Below are 13,763 nucleotides of genomic sequence, written 5' to 3' on the forward strand. Positions count from 1 at the left end.
GATTATGTTGTTTATGATAACCTTCCCGAGGAAGATCACCTGACTGGAAAGACGTTTACTCAGCGTATAGAGAGAACGAATTTAACTCAGCGTACTCGAATAAAAAGACTGAATAGAAAAACTATCAGTTATTCAAAATCCGAAGAAATGCACGATAAGGTGATAGGAACTTTTATTGAGCGTGAGTACTATTTTTGATATTCAATCTAACTATTTAATACATGACCCTCATTTTCCAGGCACTTCCTATGGGAATATCAAACAAACAGAAAATCATAAATATGAGTGGCTAATGACTGGTAAAAACTAAAACTCAACTATTTGATTATTATATATCCTCTTTGTTAAATGCACTTCAGCAGAAAAAAGATATCCCAGTTGTCGCTGTATTAGAGGGCCAGTGGAAAACTTTCACCACAATGATATAAAAGTTCTAGCATACCCTGTTGGAGTTATTTGCTTTGAAAAATATAGGTGCATTGATACTGGCAAGGATAAAATAGATCATGCGCGTAAACATGGTCTGCCGAATTTATAGATGTATCACAGCCTTGATTAAAAATATTTTTCTAGCTGTATCTGTATTTCGTTTTTATCATAACTGTACAACCAGTTCACATTGCTGCGATTGTGTCGATGGCGGAAAATTAAAGAGGGAGTCATTCCCAATATCTTAGTGGTAGGGAATTCAATGGAAGCAGTATAGATTTGTTCGTTATCTTTACGTCTGGCACCCAAGAATGGGCTGTAGGCTTTTTTCAGTGTGAAAAACAGTGATCCATTAATGTGGGAATAGAGTTGCCCAGCTATTCCCACATTCACTTTCCATTGCTGATAGCGAGCTGCTGGTTGTTGATTGTTTTGGTAGATCCAACCACCGCCGCCAAACAGAACTAATTTTTCACTGAGGGCATGAGATAGGTTGAAATAGGATGAGGAATATTCACCGTCTTTCTTGCGGAAACGCGGCTGATAACTCAATTTTTTATGTCCAATTTCAATATTGAGTGTGGTTTTATGGGCGATAAACCACTGCCATTCCATTTTGGCACCGATGGCATGGTATTCGGTATTCCCTGCACGCTGTTGATATTCAAACAGGGGGCTAAAGGTGAAATCATGGGTTCTGCTTTTATAGTTGTAGCCACCGACCAGCAAAAACGTATTTTTGTTTTCGTTGTGGTAATGGCGATAATTTTCACCATAAATCAGGCTGCGGCCAAAAATGCCGTGATGACCGATAAGTGGGTAATGTCGGCTTAATATAGCGTTATAAGTTATCCCCCAATCTTTGATAGGTTTTGGCGATTTCCGTTCAATCACGCACTTTCCCTCTTTGGAAAGCAGGCAGACCGATTTCTGATTTGGAGACATATTTATATTATCGTCATAGGTATAACCGAGTGAGAACGCGCTATGCCAGCCATTTCTTCGGGTTATTGCTTTCAGATAACTGTCGGTATTCTTTAGGACCATTATTGGTAACTGATGTTGTTTACTGACTTCTTCAAATAACTGCCCGGATTCTCGATTTTTGTGATCTTCAAAATAAGTACGGGCCAGTTCCAGTTTGATGCGCGTAAGATTTGGTTTTTGACGTAGAATTTTTTGATAATAAGAAGCCGCAAGCGCCAAATTTCCTTCAAAATGGGCCAGACCACCTCGAGCAAAATCGATGAGTAACGGATCGTGCGCAGGTAGTTTTTGATAAGCGATCAGGAAGCGTCTTACGTCTTGCCACTGTCGATAGTTAATGGCAAGGTACAGGACTTGACCGATATCTTTAATATTGTTTTCTACCTTGAATTTTTGCCCATGAATTATGATCGATGAATGGCCACTCTTTGTAGAAATGGTATTTGATATTATTAAGCTGGCCTCATTTTTTTGTTGATTGTGCTGTTGATTATATCGCGCATCTTGCCAAATATTGTGGCTAATATCTTCATTGGACTGAGCCGCTGGAAAGATGAATGAGATCAGCAGTGAGGTCAGTAATATAGGTGCTTTTCTCTTGCCAGTTACTTTTCTTTTGTCAGACATAGAAAACACTCGCTTACAGAGCCCATATTATTGGGAATAAACAGGGATACAAGACTGTCAAGATGAAAGGAAAAAGTGGAGATAACAGTACCCCAAATGGCACTGTTATCCGAAAAATTACTGTTTATTGCCGCCGAAAGCCGTATCTTTGTTTCTATCACTATCAAATTTGGCAATCCCGGCCAGAGAGGAGGCGGCATCACCATAGAATTTCCCATCGGTGGTTCCATTGACACTGCCATTGGCTGTGGCTTTGCCTGAAAATCCGGCATCATTATTTATATTGGCATCAATACCTATATTTAGTGAACTATTACTCAGTGAACCATTCAGTTTTTGGGAATCAAAGTCTGCGACTAATTCACCGGAGAGAAGATTGCTACCGTTATATTGGCTAAGGCCTTTCACCGTGTAAGTCGCAGTGCCGTTTTTTGGCATATTGGTTGTAACATCTTTGCCTAGATAAAAAACAGTATGGGTGATGTCCGATTTATCGGGTTTTTTTTGTGCCCATTCACCGAAGTAAACTTCTGCATTTGGAACCTGCCCGATATCGATATATTGATTCTCGATACCCAAAATTCTTGATCCTTTTTGTTTGACGTCATAGATATTGTTCTTGTCGAGAGTGGCGAGTTTTTTCAGCTCAGAGGCAGTGAAGAGCTTACCCCCAAACCCCAGGTATAGAAGAAATACCTAGGGCAGGATCACCCTTTTTCTCTCCGAGTAGAATATGTGGTTTGGTTTCTTGTTGGCTTATACCATAGCCAACTTTTGCTTGAGTCTGTGTTATCACTCCCAAAACGCCTAACACAGTGATTAATATATTGACCTTTTTCATCATTAGCCCCACTGAGTATGAAGTATCTTGTTATCCTGTCATAAGAGCGTCCTAAATTTTTTTGTACAGCAAACGTATGAATTAAAAATGTACACTGAGCAAAATATGATTAATAAATAGTCAGGTAAACCAGTAATAACATTACGTTTTTAATTTGTTGATTTTCATTACTTGCGATGTGGTTAACATATTGAAATTAAATATGTTTGTGTATTAAAAAAGTAGGTGAGCGAATTTGTGGATATTTCACCGCCTCAATTAATCCAAAATTCACGGCGGATGGGACTAGCGCGGCTGGAAACTAATACAACACATTATTGCCAACCCCGTCTGGGCCCGCATTCCCAGTAATTTATCCAACACAACATGGCGGCCGAAATTTTCAAAACCACCAAGCAAGTAACAACGGACACACATTCATCGGGCTGAGACACCTGATGGAAGTAGTAGAAAACGAAGGCAGCAGATTTTCGGTGTTCCTTGCCGGTCTGCCGGTCATACGAAACTGCGTAATGACCTGCACAGACTAGCCATCAGAAGCCAAAAGGACGGCTTTAAGTGGCCTCTTTTACCTCACATTAAGGTGCTTTACTCTGCTTGTATTCCGATAAAGCAGTCGCCCTTCCCGATGAAGAATAACCATCCATCATCCATAGCGCGAATATTTGGTGTTTCTTTAGTAGTCCAATGAATAGATACACAGGGTTGACTCTGTACTGAACCGTAGAGGTTAATATTCTGTTCCTGTCCATTGAAAGGAAAGATAATTATTGAGCTGATACCTGTTCTGACTTTCAGGTTATAACATTCTTCATCCGTAATATTGTCGGGTAGCATGATTCGTTTAAAGACTCTACCATTATGATAAAAATGTATTTCACCAGAAGATATTCTGTAGATTGCCCCCGTTTGTGAATCAATGTTAAGTAACTCCCAATGTATTCAAAATAATACCTCCCCCCATCGTTTGAGATACACGCCGAACAACCGCACTTTTTGCTGTACTGGGAGGACCGATAACCAATAAATGCTCTCTTGCTACTGCGGCAAGGATCATCAATTCGGCCAGTTGTTCACGACCGATGAGTCCATCGGTAGCTACATGAATTGCATTTCTAATATTTGTAATAATTTCTTTTAAAACAACCATTGTGATGTCCTATCTATCTCGATTGGTAACACGAGCATTCCAGTTATGTATCAGAGTGTTGTTCATATGATGCACATTTTCAAATGGGCGCTGGCATAGGTTTATAACACTGGAATGACAAAAATGGGTATCTGATGTGAAATAAAGCATAAATATCTTCTTGTTAGAATAGAGAATATAACTTCTACGTTACTTGGTTTCCTTGATAATCGCACTTAGATCGATATCGGCATAAAGTACCTCTTCTTCGTTAGGATTTTGCAACGGTCGCTTGGTGGCCTATTTAACGACGGTTACTCGATATATTGTAGTTATTGACATGATGGATTGCCTCCTTGGCACTAAAAAACCGATATTAAACGGATACTATAACCTATCATGAGCGTTTTCTAACGATACTGAATGGATAATATTTACAATGAATAAAAAAATAAAATTAAGAAATAATTTTTAAAAGAAATTAATTAAGTTAGTTCAACTAGAAACTATTAATATGGTTAATACCTATGGTCAGAAACTTACATCTCAGCTTCTTGTATTGATTTTTTGTTAGATTTCAATCGCTTTTTTCCTTAAGCTGTTTAGAATGACCCCGGAAATTCTTGATAGAAATCAGATATTGATTAGTGCCAATGTAAAGATCACCACTCCTGTTGAAATAAATACCCCCATACTTATGACAGTAGTTTACTCCTATGCCATCAACAAGTTAGAATCATCATCCGGATTTCAAACGCGATCCGCTACACTTATCTGAATCCGAAAATATAAACTATAAAAATGATATATAAGGAGCCACTTTATGAAAAATGAAAGAAGACTTTTTCTGAAAAAGGCGAGCGTTACGGGGGCCGTATTTTCATTATTACCTCTGATGCCAGCAGGAGTTCTTGCCTCTTCACAGAGTCAACCAAAGAAAGGGGATGGTATTGATATAGGCGTTTGTGAAATGACTCCAGAGGAAATGTCAGGTCCATATTTTATAAATAACAAATTACTGAGAAGGAATATAACAGAGGATGAACCAGGAATACCTCTTTTATTGACAATGAAAGTCATTGATTCTGTAACCTGTAAACCTTTAGATGATATCCTTATTGATATATGGCATTGTAATGCAATGGGAAAATATTCAGGTTGGAAATACATAAACCCAGATCTCGAAGCTCCATCTGATAATATAGGAACGATTTCAAGAACTGATGAAAGCACGTTTCTTCGTGGGGCACAAAGGACAGACAAAGAAGGCATAGTCAGATTCACCACAATTTTCCCTGGATTTTATGCTGGAAGAGCTATACATATCCATTTATCAGCAAGGAATGCCAATGTACAAAAAAGACAGGAAGATAAATTCTATTTTGTAGGCCAACTTTATTTCCCTGAGGATATATCTAAAGAAGTAATGATTAATGATATGTATTCTCCAAGGGATATTAATAGGCTTGAAAATGAAGATGACTCCATCTTTTCTGGAGTTAAAAATAGAGCTGCAATTTTGACAGTAAAAAAAATAGGTGATAATCCATTGGATGGATTACATGGAAAGATAGTTTTATCGATTAATAAAAACAATGTGTCCAAGAAAATAACCCCTAAAGACTTGGCTAAATACACTGTGTAGGTGAATCTAATTCAGAAAAATTCTCCATAATCACGGTTTGAGATCCAACAGGATGAAAATATACGCTAAGCGGTATCGAAAAAGAGACTTTGTGCTCTCAAAATAGTAGAAATTCGATATTTGGAACCGCTTTTGAGGCCGAAAAACAGAGTTTCATATGTATTAGCTCAGACCTGATCTGACAGTTACCGGTTATTTATATAGGTATCTGTCAGATTACATCTGGCCTAAATTCTTCTCAGCTCAGATGTGTTTTTCATCCCTCAAGGCTATCTCAACTCTATTTAAAACGGTAATTATTTATGACGAACATTTCATATGCTCCCATAACCATTACGGCGGCTATCAATAATAGTCAGGTATTGGCAAATAATTTGGGGCGAACCTTATTGTTAAAATCTGCAAATTATTCATAACTAATTCAGTAAGATATCGGCAATTTTATAACTTAGCGTTTGTGTATCAATAGTCTCCTGATTGCTCAGGACTGCAATAGTTAAACATGAGTTCGGCAAACGTATAAAATAAGTTCTGTAACCTGCCCAACCGCCGGAATGCTCTAAACTCGGTTCTGCTAAGTGGTTGTGATGTTCTAAACCAAAAGCATAAGGCTCATGATTTTTAACTGTATCTCCAATCAATGTTTTTTCTGGTAATACTTGAGTCATACGCTGGACTAATGCTTTTCCACCAGCCCTACCATGAGTTAAGTTTTCGCCCCATAACATGAGATCTTCAACTGTTGAGTGTACCGCTCCATCGCCTGTGTGTGTCCATAACGATTCAAGAAGCTGACTTTCTTGGCTATATGCGTGTGCAAATTCAACAGCTATTGGGTATTCATCAACAATGAATGTGTTTTTCATTCCTAGAGGTTTAAAAATACGTTCTTGGCTGAGTTCACTAAGTTTCATTCCACTCGCTTTTTCAGCCACTTGTGCCAGTAAAAAGTATCCTGTATTGCTATACTCGAAAGCAGTTCCTGGTGCAAATACAACTTGAGATTGAGCGTACAAGTGATGTAATGACTGTTCAATTGTCAACGGATCTTGTTCACTAATTCCAATTGAATCGGCCAACTCCATATAATCAACCAATCCACCAGTATGATAGATTAAGTGACGCAAAGTTACGGGTTCTGCATAACAACCTAAATCAGGCAGATATTTTATAATTGAATCATCTAACGATAAACGACCATCGTTTTCTAACAATAGAATAGTAAATGCAGTGAATTGCTTTGAAACTGAAGCAATATTAAATACGCTGTTTATTGAAAGTGGTTTATGTGATTCTAAACAAGCTAAACCTATAGAGCCTTGATAGGTTAGGCCGCTGTCGTATTTAGCCATGTACACAACACCAGGAGCATTTTTATCGAATGGTGTTAAGAGTTTATTTAGTGCTTTGATAATTTTGGTGTTTTTACGCATAATAAATGAATATATAAAGTTATTTCACATCACACTATTGAAATTAATTGAATGATAATACTATAAATTTACATCAAAGGACCAGCCTACTTCCCTGTATCTGACACAATTCCTAATACTTTCATCTGGATAGTTATTTTAACCTTCCAAAAGTACATTATGTTTTTTTAGTATTTCTTTAACCCTATCTTTAGGGATGGAAAACGAAGTGTTACCATTTCTCCCAACCATTTTTTTTGCTGCGATCATAGCATTAATTATTGCTTCTTCTGTTGCTTCTATTGTTGCCTCATACAAAGGATCCAGTTTGTCATTTGGCAGTATTTTTATTGTTTTCATCTCTTCCCTAGAGAATGCATCGCTATTTGCAGTTGAAAAGGCAATAAATATCTCACCGCTAGTATTCCTGGCAACACCGCCTACTCTTGCAAGTCCAAGAGAGACTCTTTTAGCTATTTTATCTAATTGGTGAGGAGCCAATGGAGCATCAGTGGCGACCACGACTATTATAGAACCCGCATCTTTTATTTTTTTCTTGTCTCCATGATATATCGGTTTAAGATCTTTTATTTCTTTACCAACTGGAATTCCCACAATAATCAAGTCATCCCTATCACCAAAGTTGCCTTGAACAAGAACGCCAACAGTATATCCGCCATCTTTTTTATCTAGAATTCGTGATGAAGTACCTGTTCCTCCCTTAAAATTAAAAAGGTTCATCCCAGTTCCACCGCCAACATTACCTTCTTCTATCGCCCCTGATTTAGCACTATTCAGAGCATTATAGACATGCTCTTTTTTTACATGCATACCATTTATATCATTTAATATTCCATCCCACGTTTCTGAAACTACAGGTAAAAACCAGAATAAATCATCTTTTAGTGGCGATGTTAGATTATTATCAATCATCCAGCTAATTGTTGAATCTCTGACAATACCAACACTATGAGTATTGGTTATTAATATTGGTGTTTCCAAGAAACCACTTTCTTTAACCCATTGGCTACCTGTCATATCTCCATTTCCATTTAAAGAGAATATACTAGAAAATACAGGGTTAAATCGCTTTCCTTTTGGTAGTATGGCTGTCACGCCTGTTCTTATAGGGCCTTTCCCAACTTCTAGCTTTCCATCACCTTCTATTATGGTTGAATAACCAACTTTTACCCCACTAACATCTGTAATTGCATTATATTTCCCTGTTACTCCTGAAAAAGGAATGCCTAAATCTCTTGCTCTAATCTCATTGGCTAAAGAATTAGAAGCTATCATTGTCGATATAGATAAGATCATAATATTTAATATCTTCATATTTCTCATAAATCCTCCTTGTGATAGCAAATTAATTTGAAGGATCAAGGCTTGGAACATGAAGATTCAACATGAAAATAATTCGCTTTCGGCCAGTCGATATAACCTTTTTCCCCATTTCCGTAATGGGTTTCATTAGGCGCATTAACGAGTTCAATGCCGCAGCGTAGGCGTTCGACCAAATCAGGGTTGGAAATAAACGGGCGTCCGAATGCAACTGCATCAACTTTGCCTTCCTCCCGGCGGGAAATTGCAATATCAAGATTATAGTTGTTATTGCCGATATAAGCCCCGTCGAATAGAGACCTCAGTGCATCCAAATCAACACTTTCAGGAACTTCACGGCTTTTTCCTGTCGTTCCTTCAACAAAGTGGAGATAAGCCAGCTTGAACTTATTGAGTTGCTGAATCAGGTAACTATAAGTTGCCATCACATTGCTATCAAGTGGAGTGTTCCCGACTTCTGTTGTTACTGGCGATAATCTAATGCCAACTCGCCCGTCCCCCCAAACATGGGTTACAGCTTCAACAACCTCCAGAATTAGTCTGGCTCGGTTTTCAATTGAGCCACCGTATTGATCAGTGCGATGGTTAGTGGAATCACGCAGGAACTGTTCCAGCAAATAACTATTAGCTGAATGAATTTCGACACCATCGAACCCTGCACGTTTAGCGCACTCCGCTGCATGTTTGTATTGTTCAACAATACCAGAGATCTCGTCGGTTCTTAGTGCTCGTGGCATAGAGACTGCTTCAAAGCCATTATTGGTGAAAACCTTACCGTCTGCTTTAATAGCGGATGGTGCTACAGGTGCTTCTCTATTTGGTTGGAGATCAACATGTGAGCAACGACCGACATGCCACAATTGCATTACAATTTTACCGCCGGCAACGTGAATAGCCTCTGTGATTTTTTTCCATCCAGCTACCTGCTCTTCCGTCCAGATACCGGGGGTTAAGGCATAACCACGCCCTTGTGCTGAAATATTGGTTGCTTCTGAAATAATTAAACCAGCACTCGCTCGCTGAACATAATAGGTGACATTAAGTTCGTTCGGGACGCCCTCCTCATTCGTGCGGCCGCGTGTTAAAGGAGCCATAACAATACGGTTGTCCAGTTCAATTTTTCCTAATGTGGTAGGTGAGAAAAGATCGGTGTGAATACTATTATCAGCCATGAAGATTTCCTTTTTTGATAATCTATTTTTGTGAAGGTAATTCAAACAAAAATCCTTTAGTCAACGGTATTGATTAAACATTGCAACCTATTATTATCGTTACCTGCGATACTGAGCGGGATAATATTTAAAACGGAGAAAAATAACACCAATCAACAATTTTAAATTGAAATAAACTAATGTTTAACATAAACATCTTGGTTATAGCTTCACTGTGTATTTATTTATAATAATCTATCATTTTTCGATTCAGCTTTTTACTCGGGTATGATGGAGTTGAAATAAAAACAATAAAAATATAAATCATTAAATTACAATGAGATATGTCATTGTATATTTATGGGCTAAATTCTTATTCAAGATAAGTTAAATTGATCTCAACAAATTATGTCCTTTTTACGCCCGTTTTTCTGGTATCGTTTTATCATGGATTATTTAAAATAAATCGTCTTCGTCATCATCTTCGTCATCACCTATCATATCCAGAAACATGTCGAGTAATTCATCACCATCTTCATCATCGAACCAGCCGCTTATAGACATTTCTTTCTCAAACAGTTTACATATTTCAGTTGATGCTGCTTTAGGATCATCACTGCCATTAATTATTTTTTCGATTTTCGCCCGTAGTTTCATTTTTGCCTCTGTTTTTGACTAAATTAAATTTTTTATGTTTTATTACAAACATAAATACATTTCAACAATATACTTCACTTTCTCTAACCCTGCTCGCAGAGATGAAAAATTAATCATAAAGGTATGTGATTTTAGCAAAAGCAGAGACAGCGTTAGAGGTACAAGAGGGCATCATCCTGAACTTAGTGAATTAAGATTAAAAGTATGAATGTAGTTCAATAACATACTTCACTTTTTTTAGTACCATCAGCAAAGATTTTAATTCTACTGACCCTATGGCTAAGCGGATTGCATGTGGTACATGCAACGATGTCGCAAACGGTTCAGCGGTTGATACAGAAATATTTTCTTGTATTAGGGCCATTGCAACTTGATCGGCTCTAGTCTCCTCTGCCAATGGGAGCCAGACAAAATAAGATGATGGATGGCTGATATATCGTATCCCAGCAAATATTTCTTTTACAATCAATTGGCGTGCTTGAGCATCTTTGCGTTTTTCTTCTTCCAATTCAGCGACCGTACCGTCATGTATCCATTCACAAATGATGGATGTCATTAAAGCCGGTGTATTCCACGTGGTTACTCTAATGGCACGTGTAAGAGCGGGCAAATGTTGATCAGGCGCAACAATAAATCCAACACGTAATCCAGTAGCAATACTTTTGGAAAACCCTGAAACATAGATGGTCAATTCTGGGGCAAGCTCAACAAGTGGCGGTGGCGCATTCTCTATCAGAAAAGCGTAAACTGCATCCTCAATAATGAGCAGCCCATATCGACGAGCCAGTTCAACTAAGCGCTTACGTTGGTTTTCGCTCATCACCCATCCCAATGGATTATGTAATGTTGGCATCGTATATAAGGCACGGACACGACGATGTTTGCACAACTTTTCAAGTGCCTCTAGGTCAAGGCCATCTTCTGCAGCAGGAACAGAGAGCAGCTCGAGATGATATGTTTCGGCCAGAATTTTGAAACCCGGATAGGTCAAAATATCTACTGCGACAACATCTCCAGGTTTTAATAGTGCCATGACTGTGCTGGCTAAACCATGTTGAGCGCCACTGACGATTAATAAATTATCCATAGGAATATTAATTTCCCGGCTTTTTAGATACTTTGACATTGCTGCACGTTCATGTTGTCTTCCCCCATGTGGCTGATAGCGTAACAATGCTTCTATTTCACCAGAAATGGATAATTTTCGCAGGGCGCTTCTCAGTAGCTCTGTCTGAGAAGGTAGTGAGGGATAATTAAAATTAAGATCGACCATATCAGTAATGACATGTTGCTCTATTCCTAAATTTGCCGGCAGAGCAATTTCACGTACAAACGTCCCTCGACCAATCTCCCCACTCACTAATCCCATTGCTTCAAGTTCAGCATAGACCCGAGTGGCTGTAACTAAGGACATTCTTTCATCTGCCGCCAGTTGTCTATGGGTTGGTAGCCGCGTACCAGGGGAAATTCGACCAGAACGTATATCCTCAGCAAATTTATCAACCAGCGATTTGTAACGGGAATGGGCCATAAGAAAATGTATCCATGACAATAATTTGATTGTCATGATGTTGAGCCATACGATGCTTACTCGCAACAATTAAAACTAATTGGGGAATAATGGTCATGCTGAATGAGCTTAAAAGTAAGACAGCAAGTGGATGGATTAATGGTTGCCTCGGTGTGCTTATCTTCAGCGGATCATTACCTGCAACAAAAATCGCTGTCATGGATTTTGATCCTATTTTTCTGACGGTCGCCCGTGCTTCTATTGCAGGTTTATTCGCGCTTATTGTTTTATTCATCTTTAAAGAAAAACACCCAATATATAGTCAAATCGTACCCTTAATCATCGTCGCCTTAGGCGTTGTTGTCGGATTTCCTCTTTTAACGGCATTAGCTCTTCAACATATCACTTCAGCACACTCAATTGTATTCCTTGGGTTATTACCTCTTTCTACGGCTATTTTTGGTGTATGGCGCGGTGGAGAACACCCTCATCCCGCTTTCTGGATATTTTCTATTGTGGGTAGTTTATTAGTAATGGGATTTGCATTCATACAAGGTGTATCTGCTTCTCTGGCCGGAGATACATTAATGCTTGCCGCCGTTTTAGTTTGTGGGCTTGGTTATGCGGAGGGAGCAAAACTTTCTCGTGTTTTAGGTGGATGGCAAGTTATCTGCTGGGCGCTGATTATTTCACTACCTGCAATGCTTATCATGACGTTTATGTTTATGCCAAATTCATTTGCAAATGTCAGTACACCGGTGTGGATTAGCCTTGTCTACGTGTCCCTTTTCAGCATGTTGATTGGTTTTATTTTCTGGTATCGGGGATTGGCGCAGGGAGGCATCGCTGCTGTTGGCCAACTTCAGCTACTGCAACCTTTTTTTGGACTCGCGTTGAGCGCAACTGTACTTGGTGAACCTGTAAACCTATTAATGATAGCTGTAACTATTGGTGTTATTCTTTGTGTTGTTGGCTCACGGCTATTTGCAAAGTAAAAACCAATCCTTTTTATTAATATATTTCTGATATAGATACCATTATGCGTAGAACTGATCATCTTGGTGGGATAACAGCGTTTGTCACAACAGCACAACTAGGAAGTTTTACTGCGGCAGCGGAACGCCTCGGAGTGACAAAATCGGCTGTAGGGAAAAGCGTTGGACGACTTGAATATCGCTTAGGGCTTAAACTTTTTCAACGTTCCACCCGCAGCTTAAGTCTGACTCCTGATGGAGAAGTCTTCCTGATAAGTTGCCAAAGCGCTATTGAGATCCTTGAACAAGCTGAAGCGGCACTCACTTCACATATTGCTTACCCTGCGGGACGACTCCGTATCGATCTACCGGCTGCATTCGGCCGTCAGCGTATCCTCCCTAACCTTTTGAAAATTACGCGTGATTATCCAGAACTGACGCTTACTGTTTCGTTCTGCGAGCGCTATGTCGATTTAATTGAGGAAGGCATTGATCTTGCAATACGAATTGGTGAACTTGCTGACAGTAGTGGGCTCGTAGCCCGCAGATTGACAACTCAAAAACTTGTTATTTGTGCATCACCAGATTATTTGCATTATAGCGGTGAACCTAATACTCCTGACGAATTAAGCCAACATCGGTGTGTCGTGGGGTTTCGCAGGGATCAGCCAGTATCTTGGTTATTGAAAGAAAAGAATGGTGAAATGAAACGTTACACTCCACCAGAAACTTATGAATTCGCTGATGGGGATGCAATGTTGGCGGCAGTTCTGGCTGGGTGTGGATTTTCTCAATTGCCATTATGGATGGTGGGTAAATATCTTGAGAGTGGAGAACTCAAAGAAGTATTGCAAGGCCATTCAGGTGGAGAAGTCCTTATTAGCGCGTTATGGCCTAAAAACCGTCAACTGCTCCCCAAAATACGTCATGTTGTAGATACATTAGTGGAGATGGAAGAAAATGGTTTGCTGGATTAATCGTAAGAATCAATACGTGAATTTAGATTGTTTTTTCGGCCATTTTTCGGTAGTCGCTATTAACCTTGCTTTTAAAATAAATA

The 13,763-nt window shown here is 39.0% G+C and carries 14 protein-coding genes; 4 read left to right on the forward strand and 10 right to left on the reverse strand.

The window, feature by feature from the left end; genetic code table 11:
- Positions 1 to 198: IS1 family transposase (locus Xhom_RS23815; RefSeq protein ID WP_244590771.1), on the forward strand; the 198-nt coding region annotated here is incomplete at its 5' end.
- Positions 199 to 555: 357 nt separating this feature from the next.
- On the opposite strand, the gene Xhom_RS23820 is transcribed toward Xhom_RS23815, so the two are convergent.
- The 5 genes from Xhom_RS23820 to Xhom_RS23835 form a co-directional block, all read right to left on the reverse strand.
- Positions 556 to 2,043 carry a surface lipoprotein assembly modifier gene (locus tag Xhom_RS23820; protein ID WP_069315803.1) on the reverse strand — a complete coding sequence of 496 codons (1,488 nt, stop codon included), beginning with the start codon at positions 2,041 to 2,043 and terminating at the stop codon, positions 556 to 558.
- 117 nt (positions 2,044 to 2,160) lie between these two features.
- Positions 2,161 to 2,622: a Slam-dependent surface lipoprotein gene (locus tag Xhom_RS38230; protein ID WP_232326294.1), complete on the reverse strand. Its 462-nt coding sequence runs from the start codon at positions 2,620 to 2,622 to the stop codon at positions 2,161 to 2,163.
- Positions 2,623 to 2,707: 85 nt separating this feature from the next.
- Complete coding sequence (locus Xhom_RS38235; protein ID WP_232326293.1) at positions 2,708 to 2,887, reverse strand: hypothetical protein; 180 nt, start codon at positions 2,885 to 2,887, stop codon at positions 2,708 to 2,710.
- 585 nt (positions 2,888 to 3,472) lie between these two features.
- Positions 3,473 to 3,721: a hypothetical protein gene (locus tag Xhom_RS28500; protein WP_069315802.1), complete on the reverse strand. Its 249-nt coding sequence runs from the start codon at positions 3,719 to 3,721 to the stop codon at positions 3,473 to 3,475.
- An 85-nt stretch (positions 3,722 to 3,806) separates the two neighbouring features.
- Complete coding sequence (locus Xhom_RS23835) at positions 3,807 to 4,034, reverse strand: hypothetical protein (protein WP_069315801.1); 228 nt, start codon at positions 4,032 to 4,034, stop codon at positions 3,807 to 3,809.
- 802 nt (positions 4,035 to 4,836) lie between these two features.
- Here Xhom_RS23835 and Xhom_RS23840 point away from each other — a divergent pair.
- The gene (locus Xhom_RS23840) at positions 4,837 to 5,658 is read left to right on the forward strand and encodes an intradiol ring-cleavage dioxygenase (RefSeq protein ID WP_069315800.1); all 822 of its coding nucleotides are present in this window, start codon (positions 4,837 to 4,839) and stop codon (positions 5,656 to 5,658) included.
- Between the two features lie 416 nt (positions 5,659 to 6,074).
- On the opposite strand, the gene Xhom_RS23845 is transcribed toward Xhom_RS23840, so the two are convergent.
- The 5 genes from Xhom_RS23845 to Xhom_RS23865 all read right to left on the reverse strand — a co-directional run bounded on the left by Xhom_RS23845 (position 6,075) and on the right by Xhom_RS23865 (position 11,786).
- Positions 6,075 to 7,091, reverse strand: coding sequence for a serine hydrolase domain-containing protein (locus Xhom_RS23845; protein ID WP_069315799.1), 1,017 nt, complete (start codon positions 7,089 to 7,091; stop codon positions 6,075 to 6,077).
- Between the two features lie 138 nt (positions 7,092 to 7,229).
- Positions 7,230 to 8,414, reverse strand: a complete 1,185-nt coding sequence (locus tag Xhom_RS23850; RefSeq protein WP_069315798.1) for a DmpA family aminopeptidase — start codon at positions 8,412 to 8,414, stop codon at positions 7,230 to 7,232.
- A 35-nt stretch (positions 8,415 to 8,449) separates the two neighbouring features.
- Positions 8,450 to 9,583, reverse strand: a complete 1,134-nt coding sequence (locus Xhom_RS23855) for an alkene reductase (RefSeq protein ID WP_069315797.1) — start codon at positions 9,581 to 9,583, stop codon at positions 8,450 to 8,452.
- Between the two features lie 435 nt (positions 9,584 to 10,018).
- Entirely contained in the window at positions 10,019 to 10,219 is a 201-nt protein-coding gene (locus tag Xhom_RS23860; RefSeq protein ID WP_069315796.1) for a hypothetical protein, read from the reverse strand.
- Positions 10,220 to 10,415: 196 nt separating this feature from the next.
- Entirely contained in the window at positions 10,416 to 11,786 is a 1,371-nt protein-coding gene (locus tag Xhom_RS23865; RefSeq protein ID WP_232326289.1) for an aminotransferase-like domain-containing protein, read from the reverse strand.
- A 59-nt stretch (positions 11,787 to 11,845) separates the two neighbouring features.
- Here Xhom_RS23865 and Xhom_RS23870 point away from each other — a divergent pair, with 59 nt between their 5' ends.
- Positions 11,846 to 12,724 (forward strand): DMT family transporter, encoded by an 879-nt coding sequence (locus Xhom_RS23870; protein WP_099139811.1) that lies wholly within the window; start codon positions 11,846 to 11,848, stop codon positions 12,722 to 12,724.
- Positions 12,725 to 12,768: 44 nt separating this feature from the next.
- Positions 12,769 to 13,680: a LysR family transcriptional regulator gene (locus Xhom_RS23875; RefSeq protein ID WP_069315793.1), complete on the forward strand. Its 912-nt coding sequence runs from the start codon at positions 12,769 to 12,771 to the stop codon at positions 13,678 to 13,680.
- The last annotated feature ends 83 nt before the right edge of the window (positions 13,681 to 13,763 follow it).

The sequence above is a fragment of the Xenorhabdus hominickii genome, assembly GCF_002632725.1.
Lineage (GTDB): Bacteria > Pseudomonadota > Gammaproteobacteria > Enterobacterales > Enterobacteriaceae > Xenorhabdus > Xenorhabdus hominickii.